Raw genomic sequence first — 22876 nt, forward strand, 5'->3', positions numbered from 1 at the left:
CATGCGACCGACGCCGTTCGCCACGACGTCGCCGAACAGCTCAACCGGTACTTCTGGGACGGCAACTGAGACTAGCCACGCACAAGAATGGCCCCCACCGTTTCCGGTGAGGGCCGTTCTCGCTGATCATACCGCGTGGCCAGGGGCGGGGTCGAACCGCCGACCTTCCGCTTTTCAGGCGGACGCTCGTACCAACTGAGCTACCTGGCCGTGCAACCCGGCTCATGGCCGATCGCGCTGGCGACCCAGACGGGACTCGAACCCGCGACCTCCGCCGTGACAGGGCGGCGCGCTAACCAACTGCGCCACTGGGCCATGTGTTGTTGTCACCGGACGAGTCCGGTGGTACCCCCAACGGGATTCGAACCCGCGTTACCGCCTTGAAAGGGCGGCGTCCTAGGCCTCTAGACGATGGGGGCTTGGTCGACCAGAGCCCTGATCGGCCTTGCCTCCAACCGGCTTTCCGTTGTCGGATGCCCCGTTGGGAACGATTAAAAGCTTACGTCATGCCTTCGGGGAGTTGTAAACGGGGGGTCCCCTATCGACACACGCCCTCCCTTCACGGCCGAGCGAACCCGGCCGCCTCCACCGACGATACACCGCTGAGCTGCTGCTTCGCCCGACGAAGCCGGCAGATCCAACAAGCCGGAACGAGCTCGCGCACCCGCCGAACACCTCCACCGAACCCCCGATCCCCCACCCGAGGCGATTTTGTGACGCCGGTCGCAACATCGAGCGAACTCGGGCGTGCCACTCCGCCGGGAAGCCCGAGAAGCTCAGCGGGCCCTCCGATTGCTCAACCACTCGGGACTGGCGACCCCTTGCAAGGTGATCCGCCAGGTCTCCTCCATCCGCACGCCCGCGCCGGGTTCCCGCCTCGGCCCGAGCACCCGCGCACCGACCAGTGCGGCGTAGGCGACGCGGGCTACCGCCTCGGGATCCACTCCGGGCCGCAGCATCCCGCCCGCCGAGGCTCTGCGGAGTAGGTCGAGCAGCAGGGTTTCCCAGTCCGGTTCGGAGTCGAGTCCTCTCCCTTGCGCGATCCGGTGTCGGGCCAGGCCCGTCCCGGCGCGGAGCACGACATCCTCTTCGATCAGCCGCGCCGCCTCGTTGAGCATCCCCACCGCGATCGACAGCGGGTCGAGCTCGCGCCCTAGCCACTCGCCACGCAACTTGGGCCAGCGGTACGCCTGCGATTCGACGAGCGCCAGGGCCAGCTCCTCCTTGGATGCGAAGTGGAAGTAGAACGCCCCCTTGGTGACACCGCCGCGACGCAGGATCGCGCTCAACGGGGTGGCGTCATAACCCGTTCTGTCGAACTCCTCGGCCGCCGCGACCACGATCGCGTGACGAGTCAGTTGGGCACGACGTTGCTGAGGCATGGGTACGCGGCTCCAACGAGTGCCCGCGGACGAACAGCCAGCACGCTCAGTGATAGAGCGAACAGCTGTCGCCCACGAACGGATGATCAACTTTACGAGTTGAAGTTACCGCGCGTGGGCAAATTTCATCCCATCGGCCCAACCATCAGTGATTCGAGTGGCTACTCAAGAAACATCGGCGACCTGGTGAACACCCAAAAGAGACTCCCGGGTAGGTTTTCGGTGTGGCCGCACGGCCGCCCGCCGATGCCCCGCGAGACGCTCCACCGGGGGGTGTGCGTCTCGCGGGGTCGGATCCCGGGGGTCGGATTCACGGGGCCCGGTGGCACGCTCGACGGAACATCGGGGAACGGGAGAACGGCGTGATCTCCGCGCGGTAGAACGCGCGCCCGCCACCGGAACGCACAGCGCGTTCCGTTCGCGTTCGAGAGGACCCGCGCGGTGCTCAGTCCTCCCGCGTGGATTCCTCGTTGTCGTCCTCGGCGAGTCCGAGCATCGCCAGCAGCATGCGGCAGTCCTCCCGGTCCCGCGCCCCACGTGCGACCGCGAGCCGCGCACGATGCAACTGCTCGGAGGAGAGCCCGCCGGAGTCGCCGTCGCGCTGTCTCGGAACCTCGGCGGCCGCGGACCTGGGGGAAGCTCTGTCCTGCAACGCCAAGAACTTGCGTACGTCGAGTGACCCGTCCATAACCCCTCCCCGACTAGGGTGTCGCCGCAGGTTATCCACCCATCGGCTTCAAACATAGCCCCCTGCGGGGTGATTCGCGAACACGAAGCGTGTTTGCTACCCGACCGAGGGAAATCACATCCGGCACAACTCCGAATGCCTCCCCCGGATTCCCGGTCGCGGACAGCGGCAACCCGAAACCGGGTAACAGTGACCCGGCTCATCCCCGACCGCTTACCCCCCTGGGGTATTTTCGGGGTCGAGGACAACGACACTCACCACGAAGGAGCCGCGATGTCCACGCAAACCTTCAAAGTCGCCGGAATGACCTGCCAGCACTGCGTCGCCTCGGTCCAGGAGGAGCTGGGGGAGCTGCCCGAGGTCACGAACGTCGAGGTCTCCCTGGACAACGGGGACGTGACCGTCACCTCGGAGAACGGGATCAGTGAGGAGGCCGCCAGCGCCGCCGTGGAGGAGGCCGGCTACACCGTGGCCGAGTGGTCCCGGAACTAACGGACATAAACGAAAAATCCTCGCGACACTCCCCAACGGGCGCCTCGACGTGCCACAATCGAAGCGCTGACACACCCCCGGTCAGCAGCTGTGGAGATCGGCATTGCGTTGGCCCCCGCGCTCTTCCCCCGACGCGGGGGCCGACTCTTGGAGTCCGCCGGTTCGGAATCCCCCGCGGGGTTCGTGCGGCCCATCGAGTTACCGGCCCACTCGAGGCAGCCGCTGCGGCGGCACGGCAACGCGACCAGCGATTACACGGGTCGCCCACTACCGATGCCGCTACGACACGCCGTGAGCACCCCCACATCCACCGCCACGCCGGCCTGGAACCGTTATCGTGTCCGGGTGGTACTAGGACGGGCGAAGAGCGGACGCAAACGTACGGACGACGCGGATCAGCGGTCGGCCGAGTCGGACCAGGAGCTGGACTCCTACCTGGCGGCGCTCTCGCCGGACGCGGATCCGGAGACGACGGGGACCGGGCGCAACTTCGGCGGTTCCGAGGTGCATCAGCTGCGACTGCCGCTGATGGCCAACGAGCGGCTCAAGGAGCTGGCGGCCGAGCAGGGCACGTCGCCGAGCGCGCTGGCGCGGGACTGGGTGCTGCAACACCTGCAGGAGATCCCGGAGGAACCGCCGCGGCCCGCGGAATCACCGCAGCCGGAGCGGCCGAGCGGTGCGGAACAGCGGCCCGCGCACGCCCGCCCCGAAGAGGAGACCGACGACGTGCGGGACCCGGGGCTGTACGGCGACCACCGCTACGATGACGAGGGCTTTCCCACCGAGTTCCAGGACGGCCCGCCCACGCCGGACGAGTACCCCACCACGGCGTTCTCCCAAGGCCCGAAGCATGGGCCCGGGGGCGGCAACTCCTCGGAAACCGAGACGGAGATCACCATCCCGCACGGGCAGTACCGCTACTACTGATCGAGCTCCGCGCCAGCGACCCCCGACAGCGATCCCAGCCAGCCGCTGCCGACCCCGGACGCGAGCCGCCGTCTGATCTCCTCGAGATCACGGGCGGGGCGTGCCCCGGGGATTCCGGCGCCGGAAGCCCCGATCCCCGTGCCACGCGGGAGCTCAAGCGTCGCACTCTCGTGAGGACGGCCCGACCAGTGAAACCAGCACAGGCCGCCACGTGGAAAGATCAGCAGGTCACTCCATCTCTTGTTCCATTTCTTCATTGACTTTGTTGAAGTAGTGGGCCGTGTGCGCTCCCAGTCCGCTCAGGATCAGCATGGGAGGGAAAACTCCCAGCCGGCAGCCCGTGACGAGCGCGGGAACGAACCGCTCCGCGATGGCCGTGACGTCGTGTTCGGGAGCGCCAAGGACAACCTTTTCCAAGGCCTCGAAGACCTTCGCCCGGTTCGGTCGGTCGATCTCGCGGAAGTCGCGGACGAACTCGGCGGCCATGTTCTCGACCCGGTGCTGCAGGTCGTAGTCGGGTTCGGCGCTCCGCGTTTCCGTTGACGTGCCCAGCAGCCTGTCGTCGGCGTTCGCCAGGCGGTCGCAGGAATCCCGCAGCAGCGCCACGGCGGCACCCGCGGGTTGTGGCTCGGGAGGATCCCGGAACGTCATCCAATAGGGGACCGCCACTCCCGTTCGCGTGTTCCAGATCTTGATGTAGTGCCGCGACTCCTCGCCGAGCTCGTGCCAGACGGTCGCCAGGTCGAAGTCACCGTGATCGTAGGCAGTGACAAGGGCTTCGAGAAATCCGGTGGCCACAGCGTCCTGCTCGTGTTCGGTGCCGGAAACGAGCACCTCCTCCAGGCGGCCGAGCAACCGCTCCCGCTGCCAGGCGCTCATCCGGTTCGCCCGAGCGGCGAACGAGGAACCCAACTCGGCCAGTCGCAACAGCACCGGGTAGTCGGCCCCTGCTTCGGCATCCTCCGAAGCACCGTCCGCTTCATCCGCGTGCCAGGCGTCCACGGCCGCCCTGTCCGCGGCGGCCAGCTCGGGACTGATACCGGGCAGTTCGGCCCACAGACGCGAAATCAATATCACATTCCTTCCAACGCGTTCCTCAAGTCGCTGATGACTCGCCGCACGGCATCCCGATCACTGTTGGCCGCTCGTGAATTGTTTCCTAGTCAATTCAGAAATGATCTTATCACATTTCGTTCCTTTTCGGCATGATATTTTCCGGCACGCGCACTCCACCAATAATGGGCCGCGATTCAAGAATCGGTCGCGCAATGCGCGGATTAGGTGCGCAACCGCGTGTGAGTCGCCACGGGTGCCCGTCGAGTTCGGGAACGCATGGCGCAGCACCGGCCTCCACAATGTCGCATCGTAATAACGACGCCGCCGGAATGGCTTGCGGCCAACGCAACCACCGACCTCCAACAGCTGAATCCAAAAACCCATCGGCGGTAAAAAATGCTTTCGCACGTGGCTGTGGGGTGTAGGGTTGCCTCGTGGCGGCTGGTGCTACAGGCGACGGCAGCGGCCATGATCGTAGGCTCGCCCCGAGTCCCCTGTTCCAGGGAAGGTGCGTTTGCGTCAGCTGACCTATTTCGTGGCAGCAACGATCGACGGGTTCATCGCCGGACCGGACGGGTCGGATCCGTCGGGCCCGGACGGTTTCTTCGTGGCCGAGGGCGGCCACATGGAGGCGATCTTCGCCGACTACCCGGACATCATCCCGGCACCGGTACGCGCCGCCCTGAACACGCATCCCGCGAACAAGGTGTTCGATACCGTCGTCGAAGGCCGCGGCTCCTACGAGATGGGGCTGCGAGCCGGAGTCGCGAATGCCTATCCACACCTGCGGCACTACGTCTTCTCCCGCACCATGCCCCAGGCTCCCGACCCGGGCGTGGAGCTCGTCTCCACAGATCCGGTCGAGACGGTTCGCGAACTCAAACGCGAGGACGGGAAGAAGATCTGGCTGTGCGGCGGAGCGGGGCTCGCCGCCACCCTGCGTTCCGAAATCGACGAGCTGATCGTGAAGCTCCACCCCGTGGTAGCAGGGACGGGGATTCCCCTGTTCGACGGTGAGTTCTCGCCGCAACGATTCACGCTGTCGGAAACGCAGCGCCACGACAGCGGCGTGCTGCACCTGACGTACCGGAAACGATAGATCAGCCGGGTTCGGATGACCTATTCAGTGTCCTCAGCGGTCTCCGGCAGTCGCGGGAGCGGACAGGACTCGAAGACCGAAAGCACGGCGGCCCACACGAAGATGTCAACGAGCGGTCCTCGACAGTGACCACACCGTAGTTCTTCGATCTGCGACGCGAACGCGGCGACCCTGAATCGTTCTTTCAGGACATGTGCGCTCCTGCCACCGGACAGCGAAAATCCCCCAAGTGCGCTTCCGTGGAGAGGCGTGGGGGATGTAACGGCACCATCCTGGCAGATCGAGGCCACGCACCACCGGGGGCCTGTTCCGCTACTTCGGGGGTCGCGGCGCCCCGAACTCACTCCGAGGGCAGCCCCAGCTCCCGCGCGATCAGCATCCGCTGCACCTCGCTGGTGCCCTCCCCGATCTCCAGGATCTTGGCGTCCCGGTAGAACCGGCCGACCGGGCTCTCGTTCATGAAGCCGTACCCGCCGAAGATCTGGGTCGCGTCGCGGGAGTTGTCCATCGCCGCGTTCGACGAGGCGAGCTTCGCGATGGCCGCCTGCTTCTGGTACGGCTCGCCGCGCAGCATCCGGGAGGCCGCGTCGTAGTAGGCCAACCTGGCGGTGTGGGCACGCAGCTCCATGTCGGCGAGCTTGAACTGGATCGCCTGGTTCTCGCCGATCCTGCGGCCGAAGGCGCTGCGCTCCTCGACGTAGCGCAGGCACTCGTCCACGCAGCCCTGCGCCAGCCCCACGCCGAGCGCGGCGATGGCGACCCGCCCCTCGGTCAACGTGGCCAGGAACTGCGCGTAGCCGCGCCCGCGCTCCCCCAGCAGGTTCTCCGCCGGAACCCGGCAGTCGTCGAACGCGAGCTCGTGGGTGTCCGAGGCGTTCCAACCCACTTTGGAGTACTTCGGCGCCACGGTCAGTCCCGGCGTCCCCGAAGGGACGATGATGGTGGAGATCTCGTTGCGGCCGTCCGGTTTGGTGCCGGTGACGGCGGTGACGGTGATGAATCCGGTTATGTCGGTCCCCGAGTTGGTGATGAACGCCTTGGAACCGTTGATCACCCATTCCGAGTCCCGCAGCTCGGCGGTGGTGCGGGTGGCACCCGCGTCGGAACCACCGCCCGGTTCGGTGAGCCCGAACGCGCCGAGGATCTCGCCGGAGGCCAGCCGGGGCAGCCACCGCTCCCGCTGCCGCTGGTCGCCGAACCGGTAGATCGGCATTACCCCGAGCGAGACCCCGGCCTCCAGGGTCACCGCCACCGAGGAGTCCACGCGGGCCAGTTCCTCCAGCGCGACGCACAGCGCGAGGTAGTCGCCTCCCATCCCGCCGTACTCCTCGGGCACGGGCAGCCCGAACAGCCCCATCCGCCCCATACCGGCCACGATGGAGTAAGGGAACTCCTCGCGTTCGTAGTGCTCACCGATGACCGGTGCCACTTCCTTCTGGGCGAAGGAGCGCGCTGCCACCCGCAGCTGTTCGTGCTCGTCGTTGAGTCGATAGTCCACCATGCCGACCTCCTGAGGGCGGGACACGGCAGGTAGTGCCGTGTCGATTCGACTCGCGAGGGAGGGTCACTCCCCGCGCGAGGTGTCCTCGTCCGCGGTCACCACCGCGAGCGACTGTTCCAGATCGACGGTCTGTCCGGCCGTGACGCGCACCTCGGCGACGGTGCCGTCGACCGGGGAAACGACGGTGTGCTCCATCTTCATCGCCTCGACCACGAACAGCGGCTGGCCGCTCGCCACCCGCTGTTCCGGCTCGACGTTGCTGACCAGCACGGTTCCCGGCATCGGACTGACCACCGCGCCGTCGGTGGCACCGGTGTCGCGGGCCGCGTCGGCAAGCAGGGTGTGCTCGGTCAGCGCCCAGTAGGCACCGCCCTCGGCCAGGTGCACGGTGTCGCCTCGCACCACGTGGTCGTAGCGGTGGGTGTGGTCGTCCAGCGTGATCGTGAGTACCGAACCCGCCCGGTCGGCGCGCAGCCGGTGGCGGGACAGCTGCTCGCCGCCGGGATCGACCACCACCTCGGCCGCGCCGGCAGCACCCCGCAGCCACACCGTGGTGCGGTCACCGTCCACCGCGAACCGCCAGTTCATCCACCCCGGCGCACCGAGCCGCCAGCCCGCCAGGGTGTCCCACGGGTCCCCGGACTCGGCCACGGTCTCCTCGACCAGCAGCAGCGCCGCGGCGGCGGCGATCAGCACGTGTTTCGGTGGGTTGTCACGCGCGCCCTCGGTACCGACGAGGTTTTCCAGCTCCCGGTCGACCAGCCCGGTGTCCAGCTCGCCGGAGCGCACCTCGGTCCGGCTCAGCAGCGCGCGCAGGAAGCCGAGGTTGCTGACCGGCCCCAGCAGCGATGTCTCGGCCAGCGCGCCATCCAGCCGACGCAGCGCCTCGGACCTGTTCGACGCGTGGGCTATCACCTTGGCCAGCATCGGGTCGTAGTCGGAGCCGACCACGCTGCCCGTACTGATACCGGAGTCCACCCGGACACCGGCACCGCTCGGTTCGCGGAGGTGAAGGATCTCGCCACCGGTCGGCAGAAAGCCACGCGCCGGGTCCTCGGCGTAGACGCGGGCCTCGACGGCGTGCCCGGTCATGTCCAGCTCGTGTTGGTCGTAGGGGAACGGCTCACCCTCGGCGATGCGGACCTGCCACGCCACCAGATCGATTCCCGACCCGTCCTCGGCCGGTCGGGTTCCGGGGTGTTCGGGCAGCACGGTGACCAGCTCGGTGACCGGGTGCTCCACCTGCAGCCGGGTGTTCATCTCCATGAAGAAGAACTCGTCGGGGCGGTCGGCGGAGACGATGAACTCGACCGTGCCCGCGCCCACGTAGCCGACCGCTTTGGCGGCGTCCACGGCCGCGCCGCCGATCCGCGCCCTGGTCTCGGCGTCCAGCAGCGGGGACGGGGCCTCCTCGATGATCTTCTGGTGGCGGCGTTGCAGGCTGCACTCCCGCTCGCCGAGGTGCACCACGTGACCGTGGGAATCGCCCAGGATCTGCACCTCGATGTGCCGCGGGCGGGTGACGAACCGCTCCACGAACATGGTGTCGTCGCCGAAGGCGGCGCGGGACTCCCTGCGGGCGGCGGTGATGGCCTGGTCGAGCTCGTGCTCGTAGTGCACCAGCCGCATCCCCTTGCCGCCACCACCCGCCGAGGGCTTGAACAGCACTGGCAGCCCGGTGTCCAGCGCCGCGCGGCGGAGCTCCTCGTCCGTGGCTCCCTCCTCGGCGCTGCCGGGCACCAGCGGGACGCCGGCGTCGGCGACCGTGCGCTTGGCACGGATCTTGTCGCCCATGGACTCGATGGCGCTCGCCGAGGGGCCGATGAACGCCAGTCCCGCCTCGGCGCAGGCGGCGGCGAAGGCCGCGCTCTCGGACAGGAAGCCGTAGCCGGGGTGAACGGCCTGGGCACCGCAGGATACGGCGGCCTCGATGACGCGGTCGACGTCCAGGTAGCTCTCGGTCGCCGCCCGTGGGCCGATGCGCACCGCGGCATCGGCCTCGGCGACGTGCCTGGCGGTGGTGTCGGCGTCGCTGTGGACCGCGACCGCGCGGATGCCCAGTTCGCGCAGGGTGCGGATGACGCGTACCGCGATCTCGCCTCGGTTGGCGACCAGCACGGTGTCGAAGCGCCGCACTCCCGGCGGCTCGCTCCCCGCCGGCCCGGGCCGTGCCTGGGGACTCGCTGCCTGGGGACTCGCTGCCTGGGGAGGCGCTGTCCCCGAAGTCGCCGCCGGTTGGTTCGTCGCTGCCCGTGGGTTACCTGCCTGCGGGTTCGCTGCCTGCCGGGTTGGTGACGGTTGGTTGTCGGCCATGTCCTCGCCTCCGAAGGGCCACCGGGATTCGGGTGGTCGTGTGGTCGTGTCGGCGGGATCTCCGCCGGTCGGCACGCCTTCCGGGTACTTCCGGTCACATGCGGAACACGCCGTTCTCCACCTGCTCCAGCGGCGCGTTCGCCGCCACCGACAGCGACAGCCCGAGCACGTCCCTGGTCTGCTTCGGGTCGATCACGCCGTCGTCCCACAGCCTGGCGGTGGAGTAGTAGGGGTGCCCCTGGTGCTCGTACTGCTCCCGCACCGGCTGCTTGAACTCCTCCTCGTCGGCCGCCGACCAGTGCTCGCCGCGTTCCTCGAACTGGTCGCGACGGACGGTGGCCAGCACCGAGGCGGCCTGCTCACCGCCCATCACCGAGATCCGGGCGTTCGGCCACATCCACAGGAACCGCGGCGAGTAGGCCCGCCCGCACATGGAATAGTTGCCCGCCCCGAACGACCCTCCGATGACCACGGTCAGCTTGGGGACGCGGGCGCAGGCCACGGCGGTGACCATCTTGGCGCCGTGCTTGGCGATGCCACCGGCCTCGTACTCCTTGCCCACCATGAACCCCGAGATGTTCTGCAGGAAGACCAGCGGGATCCGGCGCCGGTCGCAGAGCTGCACGAAGTGGGCGCCCTTGAGGGCCGACTCGCCGAACAGGATGCCGTTGTTGGCCACGATCCCCACCGGGTGGCCGTGGATCCGGGCGAAGCCGGTCACCAGCGTCGTGCCGTACTCGGCCTTGAACTCGGAGAACCGGCTGCCGTCGACCACGCGGGCGATGACCTCGCGCACGTCGTACGGGGTGCGGCTGTCGGTGGGCACCACGCCGTAGAGCTGTTCGGGATCGGCGGTGGGGGCCTCCACCTCGGCGACCTGCCACGGCCGCTCGGGTGCGGGTGGCAGGGTGCTGACGATGGAGCGCACCATGCGCAGCGCGTCGGCGTCGTCGGCCGCGAGGTGGTCGGTGACACCGGAGGTCTGGGCGTGCAGCTTGCCGCCACCGAGTTCCTCGGCGGTCACCTCGGCACCGGTCGCGGCCTTCACCAGTGGGGGGCCGCCCAGGAAGATGGTTCCCTGCTCGCGAACGATCACGGCCTCGTCGCTCATGGCCGGGACGTAGGCGCCGCCCGCGGTGCAGGAGCCGAGCACCGCCGCGATCTGGGGGATACCGCGCGCGGACATGGTCGCCTGGTTGTAAAAGATCCGGCCGAAGTGCTCCCGGTCCGGGAAGACCTCGTCCTGCTTCGGCAGGAAGGCACCGCCGGAGTCGACGAGGTAGACGCAGGGCAGGTTGTTGTGCAGCGCCACTTCCTGGGCGCGCAGGTGCTTCTTGACCGTGATCGGGTAATAAGTGCCGCCCTTGACAGTGGCGTCGTTGGCGACGATCACGCACTCCCGCCCGGATATCCTCCCGATGCCGGTGATGATCCCGGCGGCGGGTGCCTCGTCGTCGTAGAGCCCGTGCGCGGCCATCGGGGACAGTTCCAGCAACGGGGAGCCGCGGTCCAGCAGTGTTTCCACGCGGTCGCGCGGCAGCAGTTTGCCGCGTTCGACGTGGCGGCGTCTGGTCTTTTCCGGACCGCCCGCCCGGACCCGTTCGAGGCGGGTGTTCAGGTCAGCCACGAGTGCGGTGTGTTCCGAGGTGTAACGCTCGTAGGACTCGGCCGTGGGGTCCACGTTGGTGGACAGCGCCGGTGCATCCATCTCGCTACCCGTACCTTCCGTTCGGGCGCGGCCGCGCCTGGAAACGCCGGTGGGCGCCCATTGGCACGACCAATGTAGTTAATGATCGTTAACGTAGCGATGTTAACGCTGACTAACCAGTTTCGTCTAGTATCGGATCCGATGACGAACGAGGCCCCCGACGGAACCGGACGTGGCGGTGCCACGTCGAGACGTGAACAGCTGCTGAGCGCGGCAGCGGAACTGTTCGCCCGCTACGGATTCCACGGGGTCGGTATAGACGACATCGGCGCGGCGGTCGGAATCTCCGGCCCGGCGCTGTACCGGCACTTTCGGGGCAAGGACGCGATGCTCGGCGAGATGCTGACCGGCATCAGCGAACGGCTGCTCCACGGCGGACGAGCCAGAACGGTGAACACCCCCGACCCGATCACCGCGTTGGAAGCCCTGGTCGCCTGGCACGTGGAGTTCGCGCTGACGAACTCGGCACTGATCACGGTGCACCTGCGCGACCTGGACAGCCTCGCCGAACCCGACCGCCACCGGGTCCGGGAACTGCAGCGCGGCTACGTGGAGGTCTGGGTCGACACCCTGCTGCAGTGCCGAACCGACCTCTCCGAGCACACCGCGCGCGCATCCGCCCACGCGGTGCTCGGCCTGATCAACTCAACCCCGCACAGCGCACGCCTCGATCCCACGAGGATGTCGGAACTGCTGCACCGGATGGCGATGAACGCGCTACTGACCGACCGGCGGGCCGACGAGGACGGGCACCGCCGGGGCGTGCCAGATACTCGGTGACGGGAATCCGGTAGGCAGGAAACCAGCGGAGGGGAACCCAACGAACGGGAGCCAGTGGACGGGAGCCAGTGGACGGGAGCCAGTGGACGGGAGCTAGTAAGCCGGGGTGCCGTCCACCGTGGTCGTCACACCGTCGGCCAGGAAGCAGTACAGCCCCGCGATCCCGGCCGACTCCGGCAGCGGCTGCTCGTAACGGAACGCCGCGTCCGGGAAGTCCAGGCCCGCGCCACGCACCGACCGATAAGTGGCGGTTCCCTTGTAGGGGCAGACCGTGGTCGTGGCACTGTTCTCCAGCAGCTCGGTGCGCACGTCCTCGGCGGGCAGGTAGAACCGGTTGGGCAGCCCCGTCTCGGACAGCAGCACGGCCCGGCCGCTCTCGGCCAGCACCACATCGCCACTGCTCACCCGGACGTGGCGTGCGGTGTTCCGGACATCCACCCGGTGATAGGGATCGCGGAGGTGCCCGACAACCTCCTCTTCCTCGTCCAACCACTGGTCCATCGCATCCCAACGAACGGACAAATGCCCGGCCAGCCAGGACGCGTCCTGGATGGGATCGGGATACCGCCACACCGCGCTCTCCGCGACGCGATCACCCACCCGCACCGACTGGTACTCGGCATCGCCCTTGAACGGGCAGTGCGTGTGCCGCGTGCTCGATTCGAGCAGGTCCGCGCGGACGTCCTCGACCGGTACGTAGAGCTGCGGCAGCAGGTTGCTCTCGTGCAACAACTTGCCCCGCGAACTGTCCAGCACGGTCTCCCCCCCGAACCTCGCCCGCACGCGCCGCGGAAAATCCTGCCAGAGCAGTCGGTGCGCGGGACCGTCGATGCGGTAGTTCACCGTTTCCGGCGGCCTGCTGGTGAGCGGACCGTCGCCCAGGGTAAGAGCCACTGCGATAACCTCGAACTCTTTCGGAATCAGTTTCGTAACCGGTGCCCGGCCTCTCCGGGGCAGAGCCTCCCCGGGGGCAGAGCCTCCCCGGAACCCGCCCTCGCCGAAACAGGGCGTCGCCGGGTCGACCCACGGCCCCGGTTACCGATCCGCCTTCGGTACCCCGCGTTGTGAACCGTGGCCCGCGCCCGTCACTCACACACCGGTGGCAACACTCCCCACCCGCAGCATGCTCCCGGAACGAACCAACATCAACCTATCGGGTTAAGAACACGTTTTGCGAGGTGACGGCAGCGGCGCAAGACTGGACGGGTTCGGCCGCCGAGCCGAGGGAGGCAGGCAGGATGGCTACGCCCGACGCACAGCCCACACCCGTCCCGACGCGCGCATCCGGCCGACAGCGGGCCAGGAAGGGTTCGGTGCTGGTCGCGCTGACCCACACCACCGATCCGAAACGGATCGGCGTGCTCTACCTCTCCACAGCCTTCACGTTCTTCCTGATCGGCGGGCTGATGGCGATGTTCATCCGCGCCGAGCTCGCCGCACCCGGTATGCAAGTGATCTCGCAGGAGCAGTACAACCAGCTGTTCACCATGCACGGCACGATCATGCTGCTGCTGTTCGCCACACCGATCCTGTTCGGCTTCGCCAACGTGATACTGCCGCTGCAGATCGGCGCTCCCGACGTGGCCTTCCCCCGGTTGAACGCGTTCTCCTACTGGTTGTTCCTGTTCGGCGGGATAATCGTGATCGCGGGTTTCCTCGCCCCGGACGGTCCGGCCGACTTCGGCTGGACCGGCTACCCACCGCTGTCGGAGTTCAGCGTGGGAATCGGGGGCAACCTGTGGATCACAGGTCTGATCGTCTCCGGCCTGGGCACGATCCTCGGCGCGGTCAACATGATCACTTCGGTGGTCTGCATGCGCGCGCCCGGCATGACCATGTGGCGGATGCCGATCTTCACGTGGAACATCCTGGTCACCAGCCTGCTGATCCTGATAGCTTTCCCGATCCTGACCGCCGCACTGTTCGGTCTGCTGGCCGACCGGCACCTCGGCGCCCACGTGTTCGACCCGGCCAACGGTGGTGCGATCCTCTGGCAGCACCTGTTCTGGTTCTTCGGCCATCCCGAGGTCTACATCGTCGCGCTGCCCTTCTTCGGGATCATCACCGAGATCCTGCCGGTGTTCTCCCGCAAGCCGCTGTTCGGCTACACCGGGCTGGTGTACGCCACCTGGGCCATCGGGTTCCTGTCGGTGCTCGTCTGGGCCCACCACATGTTCGTCACCGGGGCGGTGCTGCTGCCGTTCTTCTCCTTCACCACGTTCCTGATCGCGGTACCCACCGGGATCAAGTTCTTCAACTGGATCGGCACCATGTGGCGCGGCCAGCTGACCTTCGAGTCACCGATGCTGTTCAGCGTCGGCTTCCTGATCACTTTCCTGTTCGGCGGGCTCACCGGTGTGCTGCTGGCCTCACCCCCGCTGGACTTCCACGTCTCGGACACCTACTTCGTGGTGGCGCACTTCCACTACGTGCTGTTCGGCACGATCGTGTTCGCGGTGTTCGCGGGCATCTACTTCTGGTTCCCCAAGATGACCGGCCGGATGATGGACGAGCGGCTGGCGAAGGCACACTTCTGGCTGACCTTCATCGGCTTCCACGCCACGTTCCTGGTGCAGCACTGGCTGGGCAACGAGGGAATGCCCCGGCGCTACGCCGACTACCTGCCCACCGACGGGTTCATCACGCTCAACGTGATCTCCAGCGCCGGGGCCTTCCTGCTGGGGGCCTCGATGCTGCCCTTCCTGTACAACGTGTTCAAGAGCTACCGCTACGGCGCGCAGGTCCACGTGGACGACCCGTGGGGGCACGGCAACTCGCTGGAATGGGCGACCTCCTGCCCGCCACCGCGACACAACTTCTACGAGCTGCCCCGGATCCGCTCCAGCCGACCCGCTTTCGAACTGCACTACCCGCACATGTCGGAGCGCATGGAGCTGGAGGCCCACGTGACCGGCCCCAGGCCCGATCGCCGCAAGGAGTGAGTGTCGCGAACCGCGAGGCGTGGCGGCGTGTGGCGACTGTGGCCGCGTGTGCCGCTTCCGGGGTCAGCCGCGTTCCGCTGTCGCTCCCTCGTGTTCCTGATCCTCGCTCGCCGCGTTCGGCACCGGCATCTCCACCCCCGCTTCCTCGAAGCGGGAGGGGTGCGACCTGTTGTTGGACAACGGCTGCACCTTGTTGCCGGCACTGGAGACACAGCCCTTACCCGGCGAGGCCCGGCAGACCGGGCACTTGACCTGCAGCACCTGCCGTCGGGCCTTGATGTCCTGAATCGCCTCGTCCGGATCCTGCCCCTTGGCTTCCAGCAACGCGGCGGTGGCCCGTTCCCACCCGCGCAGCGACTCGGCCGCGGAGGGACGAGGCTTGGACTTGATCTCCGCGCTCTCGGCCTTCTGGATCTGCTGGTTGCGGTACTCCACCCACTCGCGGTGGATCACGCTGGTGGAGATCGAGACCGAGTTCCTGCGGTAGTGCTCCACCACCACGGACTTGGCGAAGTCGGCGGGGACGTCTCCCAGCGCCGCCGCCCACGACTCCGCGGTCAGATCGGCCTTGCCCTGCTGCTGCTCGGTCTTGGGGTAGGCGAACCCCTCGAACGACCTGTCGTAACTCGCGGCGAGTTGGAACAGCTCGGGGAGTTCGTAGGTTTCCATCAGGCTTCCTCCTCGTCCGGCGGGCCGTCGATGTCGATGACGGAGCCGTTCTCGCTCTGCTCGTTCTCGACCTTCTCGCGCATCCGCCGCTTGTTCTGGGCGGCGACGTAGTGTGCCTGCCTGGGCAGGTCGAAGGCTCGGCGACCGAAGGCGGGCTCCGGCAGACAGTCGGGGCACTTGCGCAGCTTCCCGTCGCTCTGCTCGATGTAACCGCTGTCGCACCCGGCATTACCACAGTGCCCGGGTAGGGGGCGGGTGGACGCGCCGACCGCCTTCTCCTTGGACTCCGGCAGCGAGAGGTGCCGGGGCCGTGGGTTCGCGCGCTCGGCCGGTGGTTCCTTGGCGACGGCGGTGCTCGACGAGGAGCCGTCGTAGACGTCCCGCGCCGAACGCTGCAACGCCTCCCCGTAGCACTCGGAGAACCTGCTCGGTGAGGTCTTCTTGTCGCGCCAGATGTTGAGCGCCGCGATGAGGTCGCCGGTGTTGGCCAGCGGCGACATCTCGCGCTTGGCCCTGATCTCGCCTGCCAGTCGCTCCAGGATCCGGTCGGGTATCGGGTTCTTCTGCTGCTCGGCCCACTGCCGAACCAGGCTCTCCGTGCTCATGGTGTTGCCGGACCCACCGTTCGAAGCGGACCCACCGTTCGAAGCGGACCCACCGTTCGAACCGGACCCGCTGCCGGAGGCCGACCCGTTGTTGGGGAGCGACCCACCGCCGGATCCGGACCCCGTGTTCGGCGCCGAAGGACGTTCGGGTTCCCGCGAGGCAGTCGACCTGGCCACCGGGGCCGTGGCTTCCTTGGCCAACGCGGTCCGTTCACCGGGAGCGACGGCACGAGCGTGCAGCGTCCACTGCACCCCGGTCTCCGCCGAGGACCCGGTCAACCAGCCGTAGCGCTCCAGCTCGGCGATCATCTCGATGGGATCCGACGCCCCCGCGGAGGCAAGATCGCTCAACCGCACCCGCCCCTTGGCCTGGATGAGTGTGAAGGCCGCTCTGGCCTGCAGGCTCATGGAGTTGTCCTGAGCCAGTTCGGCCGGGACCGCTATCCACCCGTCCCAGTCGGCAGACAGCGCACCATCCATCGAACGACTCCTCCATCGGTGTCACACGCCGTGCCCGGACAAGGCTATACCGCCCGACAGCACACTCGGACAACGTGCGTCGCCCCCACGCGAAGCCGTCGAACCGGTCGCACGAGCGGCGTTCCGGAAGGATCGCGGACACAACGAGTAACCCGACTACTCTTTTCGGGTGGAACCACCGTTGCCCCGAAGTGGCGCCCTTCATAATCGATGCAGGAACAGACTCCGCGCACTGTAGCGTTACTCGTACGGGTCGCTTGCACAGGCGCCACCCGACCGGGCACAGAAGCCCACGCATCGATCGACCGTTCCCGATCTCTTGACCGCGGTCGCGAAACCGAAAACACCGGCTCGCGTCCACCGAAACCTGTCGGCGTGTCCGCGTTACACCGCAAGGAGAAAGTGTTGCCTGTTGCCCTGTTGGCACTCGCCATCGCGGCATTCGGAATCGGTACCACGGAATTCGTGATGATGGGGCTGCTGCCCGAGGTCGCCACCGACATGAACGTGTCGATCTCGGCGGCGGGCGGCTACATCTCGCTGTACGCACTGGGGGTCGTCGTCGGCGCACCGCTGCTGACGATCTCGGGGATGCGTATACGCAGAAAGACCATGCTGCTGAGCATGCTGGGGTTGTTCATCGTGGGCAACCTGTTGTCCGCGATCGCGCCGACACACGAGTCGCTGCTGGCGGCCCGGTTCGTGGCGGGACTACCGCACGGCACGTTCTTCGGTATCGGGGCCGTCGTGGCCGCGAGCCTGGTGAGCCGGGACAAACGCGGCCGGGCGATCTCGATGATGTTCGTGGGGCTGACCGTGGCCAACATCGTCGGTGTTCCGCTGGGCACGCTGCTCGGCCAGGCGATCAACTGGCGCTGGACCTTCGGGCTGGTGGCGCTGATCGGAGCGGTGGCGCTGGCCGCCGTGAGCGTACTGGTGCCGCGCCAGGCCAAACCCACCGAGGTCAGCGTGCGGGGCGAGCTGTCGGCCTTCCGGCGCCCGCAGGTCTGGTTGGCCTTCGCGGTGGTGGTGTTCGGCTTCGCGGCCACGTTCTCGTTCTACAGCTACATCAAGCCTCTGCTCATCCAGGTGAGCGGCTACACGCCGCTGGCCGCCACCGTGCTGCTGGCGCTGTTCGGCACCGGTATGACGCTGGGCACCGTGATCGGCGGGAGGCTGGCGGATCGCTCCCCGATGCGTACGCTCTACATCTTCCTGACCGCGCTGGCCGTGGTCCTGACGATGTTCACGTTCACCGCGCACAACACCGTGCTGGTGGCTGTCAACGTGTTCCTGGTCGGCGTCACCGGTTTCGCCGCCATCCCGAGCATCCAGGCCAGGATCCTGGACCAGGCCAAGGAGGCGCCCTCGCTGGGCTCGGCCAGTATCCAGTCCACCTTCAACATCGCCAACTCCCTGGGCGCATACCTGGGCGGGCTGGTCATCGCAGCCGGATTCGGCCTGATCTCGCCGAGCTGGGTCGGAGCCGTACTGGCCCTGGTGGGGCTGGGCTTCGCGGTGCTCTCCGGCAGGCTCGACCGTCGTGGCGCCGGAGGCGGTTCCGGTCGCCGGAATCGCTCCGGCGGTTCCGAAACCGCTTCGGAAGAAACCGCCCCAGCCCGGGTGGCGGAATCGGCGAGCCCGACGCCCGCGCCCACGCACTGAGCCGAGGAGAACTCCCCGGGTACCGAGAGGCCACACCGGGCGATTCCACCCAGCTCGTGATGCAATCTCCGCGGTCGGGAATGCTTGATCGATTCCACTGGTTGCACGGGACGGCGTGCTTCCCCTGAACAGGGGATGAAACGCCGTCCGATTGGTGGCCGTGTTACGAGTCGACGTTCGTGAAGGGAACACCAGATGAGCCAGGTTCCGAACATCACGCTCAACACCGGTGCGAAGATGCCGCAGCTGGGCTTCGGCGTCTTCCAGATCCCCTCCGAGGAGGTAGTGGCACCGGTCAAAGCCGCTCTTGAAGCGGGCTATCGCAGTATCGACACGGCGGCCGTGTACGGCAACGAGGAAGGCGTCGGCAGGGCTATCGCGGAGTCGGGCATCCCGCGTGAGGAACTGTTCGTCACCACCAAGCTGTGGAACGACAGGCAGGGCTACGACGAGACGTTCCGCGCGTTCGACGAGAGCCTCAACAAGCTGGGGCTGGACTACGTGGATCTCTACCTGATCCACTGGCCGATGCCCGGTCAGGACACCTACGTGCAGACCTGGCAGGCGTTCGAGAAGCTCCACGCCGAGGGCAGGGCCAAGGCCATCGGCGTCTCGAACTTCCACCCCGCGCACCTGCGCAGGCTGTTCGAGGAGACCAACGTGGTTCCCGCTGTGAACCAGATCGAGCTGCACCCCAACCTGCCGCAGGCAGAGCTGCGGGCCTTCCACACCGAGCACGGCATCGCCACCGAGGCGTGGAGCCCGATCGGGCAGGGCAAGGGACTGCTGGAGGACTCCCGGCTGCAGGGCCTGGCCGAGAAGTACGACAAGTCCCCGGCCCAGGTGGTGCTGCGTTGGCACATCCAGCTGGGCAACGTGACCATCCCGAAGTCGGCCACGCCGGCGCGCGTTCGGGAGAACCTCGAGCTGTTCGACTTCGAACTCAGCGAGGACGACATGAAGGCCATCGGCGAGCTGGACAACGGTGGTCGGGTCGGGCCCAACCCGGACGTCTTCGGCGCGTGACCGAAGGGTGAATCATCGCTCACGCGGGCGGAGGCGCTGCTGCGCCGTGGGTGGGAGGCACCGGGTGTACCTCCCACCCCGCACCGTCTGCTGCGGCGGGCTCCGTCAATTTCCCACGAAATCGCCACGCCGCTACGCCGCAGTGCCGAACTCCGATCACCCTCGCGGGGAGAACGCCGACCACCCTCGCAGCAGGACCGACCGCGGGTTCTCCGGTGCGGCTCTCGCGAGGACGGCCCCGACGTTGTGTAGGTCGCTACCCGAGGTCGGGGCACCCGCAGCGAGAGCCGTGCCAGAGGTTCCGCCGCTAGACCACCCACGAGCACCGGGCTGTGGATCCGCATCATCAGTCATGCGGCATGAGCAGCGCGTGTCCCCGGTGCGTGAGTCGGATGCATTGCGAGGCCGGGCCGCTCGCCGCGTAGGTCGCTACTCAAGAGCCGGCCCAACGCCGCAAGGCGCCGACTCACGTGCCGGCTACCCCGCCACGCCGAAAACCGCCGACATTTCAGTTACGCGACGCCCATGGAGACCGCGGGTGGGGTAAGCCCGCGGAGTATGTTGCTGCCGGAGCGCAGCGAGATCACCTGGCTGCGAGTGGCGATCCAGCGCGGGAACTTGCCGATGCGCTGCAACGGGGTACGACGCTGCGCCGAGGTCAGCGCCGCGGTACGCGACACCTTGGCCACGCGGGGTCTGCGCTGCTGTTCGTAGTCCCGCAACATCGGTTCGGGGTGCCTGCCGTCGTGGGCGAGTGAGCAGGAGAGCAGCCAGGCGTCCTCCATCGTCTGGTTGGCGGCCTGCGCCACGGCGGGCGGCATGGCGTGCGCCGCGTCGCCGATCAGGGTGGTTCGCGGCCCACCCCAGACCTTCGGTATCTGATGCCGGATGTGCGGGAAGAATCCCAGGTCCTCATCGGACACCGATGCCAGCAGCTCCTCCACGGGTTCCGGCCAGCCGGTGAAGACGGATCGCAGGTCCGCCACGGTCAACTCGGCCTGGTCGTCCCGCCACGGCATGTCGAACCACCAGTGCAGCAGCCCTTCACCCGCCGGTATGAGCCCACAGTGGCCGTCGCGTCCCGCGATGTTCAGCGTCTGGTAGCCGTAGGCGATCGGCAGGTCGCTGCGGGTCAGCCCTTGCCAGCTCGCCCAGCCGGTCGGCCGTGCCGGTTCACCCCCCAGCACCGTGCGGCGGACCATGGACCGCTGCCCGTCCGCCCCGACGACCACGTCACCGGTTTCCGAACTGCCGTCGGCGAAGTCGGCCACGACGTGATCGGCGAACTCCCGGACGCCGACACACCGCTTACCGAACCGGAAAACGTCGTTCGGCAGCGCTTCGGCCATGCGATACAGCAGTTCCCGCCGGGGGATCTCGACCGTGGGAGACCCGAGACGTTCCGTCACCTCGTCCAGATCCGCTTCCCAGAGCAGCCTGCCGGTCGCGGTCATCGCACGCAGGCTGTGCAGCTGGCGCCCGACGCCTTGCAGCGGGATCCCCAGCCCGCGCAACGCGGCGGTTCCGTTGCTCCACACCGTCACCCCGGCACCACCGTGCCGAAGCTGCTCGGCGTGCTCGTAGATCCTTACCCGGTGACCGTTGTCGAGCAGGCCCTTGGCCACGGCGAGTCCTCCCAAGCCTCCCCCGATGACCAGAACCCGCATGTCTCCGTCCGTTTCGTCACCGGCGCCCCCCGTGCGGGAGCGCGACCAGCAGAACCGTCCTCGCTACAACGCTGCACCTCGGGTGCATTTTATCCGGAACTCAACCGGAACGGGACTTACGATTACTCACATCCGGATCATCCGCCGGTCGGCACGATCATCGACCGAGAATCCCGGAACGCGCGGGCCGACCGTGACCACGGTCAGGCCGCGCGTTCGAGGAAGCGGCCCGCGACCAGGCCGGGCTCCTCGTCTCCGTCGAAACGGACCCACAGCACGGGCCCGTCGAAGACGTCCGGCAGACCGGTCGCGGCCTCGACCACGGTTCCCGTCTGATCCTGAAAACGGCCGAAGGAAGCGCGCACCCGTGTGCCTGGTTCCAACGGACTCGATGACTGCTCCATGAGAGTGGACGGTACGTGCCCGGCTGGCGGCACGAAAAATCACTCCCACCGGTATCCACCCACGAAAGCGTGTGCAGGTGCTATCGACGCCGGTTATCGGACGTGCCCGAGATCACACCGGTTTTCGGGTGAGCGTTGTCACCACTACCACCGGAGCGAGGGCCACCTTGTGTGATCGATTCGCCACTGCCGGAGCTCGCGGGTGAGCGGACGCACGGGGACTTCGGGCACGGGAGGGGCTCCACAGCCCGTTTCCGGTAGGAAGGAGGGCATGCGCACGATCCGACAGGCCGGTTCGGCAGAGCTCGTGGCGAAGAAGTCCCGCTTTCTGTGCGTGCTGCAACGCGTCGATTCCGAGTCGCGGGCACGCGAGTTCGTGGCGCGGTGCCGCAAGGAGCACCCGGATGCCCGGCACCACTGCTACGCCTACGTGGTGGGCGACGACGCCGAGGTGCAGAAGTCCAACGACGACGGGGAACCGTCCGGCACGGCGGGAATGCCGATACTGCGGGTGCTGCACCGCAACGAGCTGACCAACACCGTGGCCGTGGTGGTGCGCTACTTCGGGGGCGTGCTGCTGGGCTCGGGTGGCCTGATCCGGGCGTACGGCACGGCTACCGGCCGAGCACTGGAGGAGGTCGGGCTGGCCCGGCGGGTGCCCGCTCGGGTGGTTTCGGTCGCCGTGGATCACTCCACGGCGGGAAGACTGGACAACGAACTGCGCGGTGCCGGGTACGAGCCCTCGGACACGCGCTACGGAAGTTTCGTGGAGTTCGACGTTCCGGTACCGGAGCCGGACACCGCGGCCTTCGAACACTGGCTCACCGAGGCGGCGGGAGGCAACGCCCGGGTCAGCCGGGGTGCGCGGATCTTCGTGGAAGTGGCGGAGTGATGATCCCGACAACTTCCGGAGAAGTCTATTGAAAACTCCATATCGGACGAAAGCGTCAGTGAGAAGATCAACATTGTCGTGTTCGTTCGGCTTCGCTGCGTGATAAGCACGTACCCGAGGGGGTGGGCACTCACAACACGACACGCCGAAAGGAACCGGATGACCGACATCGCGGACAAGCTCGACAAGGCCTACGAGGGCAAGCCGCTCAGCGAGCTTCCCGATGCTCCCGTGGCGGCACTGCAGGGAGTCAGCGAAAGCGACGCCGAACAGCTCGAGAAGGCCTTCGGCATTCGTACGATCAGGGACCTGGGCAACAACAAGTACTTCCGCTGGGCGCAGGCGATCAACCAGCTCGCCGAGTGATCCGGAGTCCCCGGACACCACTACACCGAGCACTGTGGACAGTGTCGCGGCAAGGCGGGACTCCCGGCCCGTTTCGTCGGTGCGTTACTCCGGCGCGTCGTACCGGTTCGCTCCGACCATTCGCCCCGGGAGTCCTGATCCCCTGCACATCCCACCCCGGCTTGGCGATTTCGCGCGAAATCGACGGAGCCGCCCGCCCTCGCGGACTCCGGCC

General features: G+C 67.5%; 20 protein-coding genes and 3 tRNA genes. 9 read left to right on the top strand and 14 right to left on the bottom strand.

Annotated elements, in window-relative coordinates; translation table 11 throughout:
• Nucleotides 1–136: 136 nt before the first annotated feature.
• The 5 genes from ACOQFL_RS04725 to ACOQFL_RS04745 form a co-directional block, all read right to left on the bottom strand.
• A tRNA-Phe gene (locus tag ACOQFL_RS04725) sits at nt 137–210 on the bottom strand.
• Nucleotides 211–238: 28 nt separating this feature from the next.
• Nucleotides 239–315 (bottom strand) — tRNA-Asp (locus tag ACOQFL_RS04730).
• Between the two features lie 28 nt (nt 316–343).
• Nucleotides 344–419 (bottom strand) — tRNA-Glu (locus ACOQFL_RS04735).
• A gap of 357 nt (nt 420–776) precedes the next feature.
• Nucleotides 777–1382 carry a ScbR family autoregulator-binding transcription factor gene (locus ACOQFL_RS04740; protein ID WP_435542836.1) on the bottom strand — a complete coding sequence of 202 codons (606 nt, stop codon included), beginning with the start codon at nt 1380–1382 and terminating at the stop codon, nt 777–779.
• A gap of 445 nt (nt 1383–1827) precedes the next feature.
• Nucleotides 1828–2070 carry a hypothetical protein gene (locus ACOQFL_RS04745; protein ID WP_435542837.1) on the bottom strand — a complete coding sequence of 81 codons (243 nt, stop codon included), beginning with the start codon at nt 2068–2070 and terminating at the stop codon, nt 1828–1830.
• Between the two features lie 273 nt (nt 2071–2343).
• Between ACOQFL_RS04745 and ACOQFL_RS04750 the strand changes: the two genes are divergently transcribed.
• Both ACOQFL_RS04750 and ACOQFL_RS04755 read left to right on the top strand, forming a co-directional pair.
• Nucleotides 2344–2562 carry a heavy-metal-associated domain-containing protein gene (locus ACOQFL_RS04750; protein WP_435542838.1) on the top strand — a complete coding sequence of 73 codons (219 nt, stop codon included), beginning with the start codon at nt 2344–2346 and terminating at the stop codon, nt 2560–2562.
• Between the two features lie 345 nt (nt 2563–2907).
• Nucleotides 2908–3489, top strand: coding sequence for a hypothetical protein (locus ACOQFL_RS04755; protein ID WP_435542839.1), 582 nt, complete (start codon nt 2908–2910; stop codon nt 3487–3489).
• Between the two features lie 228 nt (nt 3490–3717).
• Here ACOQFL_RS04755 and ACOQFL_RS04760 read toward each other — a convergent pair whose 3' ends face one another.
• The gene (locus ACOQFL_RS04760) at nt 3718–4560 is read right to left on the bottom strand and encodes a hypothetical protein (RefSeq protein ID WP_435542840.1); all 843 of its coding nucleotides are present in this window, start codon (nt 4558–4560) and stop codon (nt 3718–3720) included.
• Nucleotides 4561–5059: 499 nt separating this feature from the next.
• On the opposite strand from ACOQFL_RS04760, the gene ACOQFL_RS04765 reads away from it, so the two are divergent.
• Entirely contained in the window at nt 5060–5644 is a 585-nt protein-coding gene (locus tag ACOQFL_RS04765) for a dihydrofolate reductase family protein (protein ID WP_435542841.1), read from the top strand.
• A 340-nt stretch (nt 5645–5984) separates the two neighbouring features.
• Here ACOQFL_RS04765 and ACOQFL_RS04770 read toward each other — a convergent pair whose 3' ends face one another.
• The 3 genes from ACOQFL_RS04770 to ACOQFL_RS04780 form a co-directional block, all read right to left on the bottom strand.
• A complete protein-coding gene (locus tag ACOQFL_RS04770) occupies nt 5985–7145 on the bottom strand; it encodes an acyl-CoA dehydrogenase family protein (protein WP_435542842.1) in 1161 nt (386 codons plus the stop codon).
• Between the two features lie 63 nt (nt 7146–7208).
• The gene (locus ACOQFL_RS04775; RefSeq protein ID WP_435542843.1) at nt 7209–9281 is read right to left on the bottom strand and encodes an acetyl/propionyl/methylcrotonyl-CoA carboxylase subunit alpha; all 2073 of its coding nucleotides are present in this window, start codon (nt 9279–9281) and stop codon (nt 7209–7211) included.
• 271 nt (nt 9282–9552) lie between these two features.
• Nucleotides 9553–11166: a carboxyl transferase domain-containing protein gene (locus ACOQFL_RS04780; protein WP_435542844.1), complete on the bottom strand. Its 1614-nt coding sequence runs from the start codon at nt 11164–11166 to the stop codon at nt 9553–9555.
• A gap of 141 nt (nt 11167–11307) precedes the next feature.
• Here ACOQFL_RS04780 and ACOQFL_RS04785 point away from each other — a divergent pair, with 141 nt between their 5' ends.
• Nucleotides 11308–11946 carry an SACE_7040 family transcriptional regulator gene (locus ACOQFL_RS04785; protein ID WP_435542845.1) on the top strand — a complete coding sequence of 213 codons (639 nt, stop codon included), beginning with the start codon at nt 11308–11310 and terminating at the stop codon, nt 11944–11946.
• Between the two features lie 93 nt (nt 11947–12039).
• Here the strand turns inward: ACOQFL_RS04785 and ACOQFL_RS04790 are convergent, their stop codons facing one another.
• On the bottom strand, nt 12040–12840 hold the full coding sequence (locus tag ACOQFL_RS04790; protein WP_435542846.1) for a DUF427 domain-containing protein: 801 nt from the start codon (nt 12838–12840) through the stop codon (nt 12040–12042).
• 344 nt (nt 12841–13184) lie between these two features.
• On the opposite strand from ACOQFL_RS04790, the gene ctaD reads away from it, so the two are divergent.
• Nucleotides 13185–14888, top strand: a complete 1704-nt coding sequence (gene ctaD, locus ACOQFL_RS04795; protein ID WP_435542847.1) for an aa3-type cytochrome oxidase subunit I — start codon at nt 13185–13187, stop codon at nt 14886–14888.
• Nucleotides 14889–14951: 63 nt separating this feature from the next.
• Here ctaD and ACOQFL_RS04800 read toward each other — a convergent pair whose 3' ends face one another.
• Together ACOQFL_RS04800 and ACOQFL_RS04805 are read right to left on the bottom strand one after the other, a co-directional pair.
• Complete coding sequence (locus ACOQFL_RS04800; RefSeq protein ID WP_435542848.1) at nt 14952–15557, bottom strand: zinc finger domain-containing protein; 606 nt, start codon at nt 15555–15557, stop codon at nt 14952–14954.
• A complete protein-coding gene (locus tag ACOQFL_RS04805; protein WP_435542849.1) occupies nt 15557–16642 on the bottom strand; it encodes a hypothetical protein in 1086 nt (361 codons plus the stop codon). The genes ACOQFL_RS04800 and ACOQFL_RS04805 overlap by 1 nt, the downstream gene beginning before the upstream one ends.
• 405 nt (nt 16643–17047) lie before the next feature.
• Here ACOQFL_RS04805 and ACOQFL_RS04810 point away from each other — a divergent pair, with 405 nt between their 5' ends.
• Together ACOQFL_RS04810 and ACOQFL_RS04815 are read left to right on the top strand one after the other, a co-directional pair.
• Nucleotides 17048–18307, top strand: coding sequence for an MFS transporter (locus tag ACOQFL_RS04810; RefSeq protein ID WP_435542931.1), 1260 nt, complete (start codon nt 17048–17050; stop codon nt 18305–18307).
• Between the two features lie 195 nt (nt 18308–18502).
• The gene (locus ACOQFL_RS04815; RefSeq protein ID WP_435542850.1) at nt 18503–19333 is read left to right on the top strand and encodes an aldo/keto reductase; all 831 of its coding nucleotides are present in this window, start codon (nt 18503–18505) and stop codon (nt 19331–19333) included.
• A gap of 512 nt (nt 19334–19845) precedes the next feature.
• On the opposite strand, the gene ACOQFL_RS04820 is transcribed toward ACOQFL_RS04815, so the two are convergent.
• Both ACOQFL_RS04820 and ACOQFL_RS04825 read right to left on the bottom strand, forming a co-directional pair.
• Nucleotides 19846–21000: an FAD-dependent oxidoreductase gene (locus ACOQFL_RS04820; RefSeq protein WP_435542851.1), complete on the bottom strand. Its 1155-nt coding sequence runs from the start codon at nt 20998–21000 to the stop codon at nt 19846–19848.
• Nucleotides 21001–21203: 203 nt separating this feature from the next.
• Nucleotides 21204–21404, bottom strand: a complete 201-nt coding sequence (locus tag ACOQFL_RS04825; protein ID WP_092602537.1) for a hypothetical protein — start codon at nt 21402–21404, stop codon at nt 21204–21206.
• Nucleotides 21405–21675: 271 nt separating this feature from the next.
• On the opposite strand from ACOQFL_RS04825, the gene ACOQFL_RS04830 reads away from it, so the two are divergent.
• Together ACOQFL_RS04830 and ACOQFL_RS04835 are read left to right on the top strand one after the other, a co-directional pair.
• Nucleotides 21676–22296 carry a YigZ family protein gene (locus ACOQFL_RS04830; RefSeq protein ID WP_435542852.1) on the top strand — a complete coding sequence of 207 codons (621 nt, stop codon included), beginning with the start codon at nt 21676–21678 and terminating at the stop codon, nt 22294–22296.
• 159 nt (nt 22297–22455) lie between these two features.
• A complete protein-coding gene (locus tag ACOQFL_RS04835) occupies nt 22456–22662 on the top strand; it encodes a hypothetical protein (RefSeq protein WP_435542853.1) in 207 nt (68 codons plus the stop codon).
• Nucleotides 22663–22876 lie beyond the last annotated feature (214 nt).

The sequence above is a fragment of the Actinopolyspora sabaoui genome, assembly GCF_051225635.1.
GTDB lineage: Bacteria > Actinomycetota > Actinomycetes > Mycobacteriales > Pseudonocardiaceae > Actinopolyspora.